Genomic DNA, 445 nt, shown 5'->3' with positions numbered 1-445 from the left:
GGAGCTACCGGACCTACTGGTGCGACAGGTGCAACTGGAGATGCTACCGGAGATACTGGTTCTACTGGCGCTACAGGTGTTACCGGAGATACTGGAGCCACTGGTGTTACTGGAGATGCCGGACCTACTGGTGCTACAGGTGCTACCGGAGATACTGGTTCTACTGGCGCTACAGGTGTTACCGGAGATACTGGTCCTACTGGACCAACAGGTGTTACCGGAGATACCGGGTCTACTGGCGCAACTGGTGTAACTGGAGCTACCGGACCTACTGGACCTACTGGTGCAACTGGTGTTACCGGAGATGCCGGTTCTACTGGCGCAACAGGTGCTACCGGAGATACCGGACCTACTGGTGCAACTGGTGTTACCGGAGATACCGGTTCTACTGGCGACTGGAGCTACCGGTCCTACTGGTGCGACTGGTGCAACTGGAGATACTGGT

1 protein-coding gene is annotated in these 445 nt (G+C 56.6%); it reads left to right on the top strand.

Annotated elements, in window-relative coordinates; genetic code table 11:
* The coding region (locus BA70_RS20765) for a collagen-like domain-containing protein (protein ID WP_149865380.1) at positions 1–445 on the top strand (445 nt) is incomplete at both ends.

Origin of the sequence: Bacillus zhangzhouensis (assembly GCF_000715205.1) — a bacterium.
Classification (GTDB): domain Bacteria; phylum Bacillota; class Bacilli; order Bacillales; family Bacillaceae; genus Bacillus; species Bacillus zhangzhouensis.
Note: the sequence above shows the minus strand (reverse complement) of the source record. Positions and strands in the feature narration are given on the sequence as shown.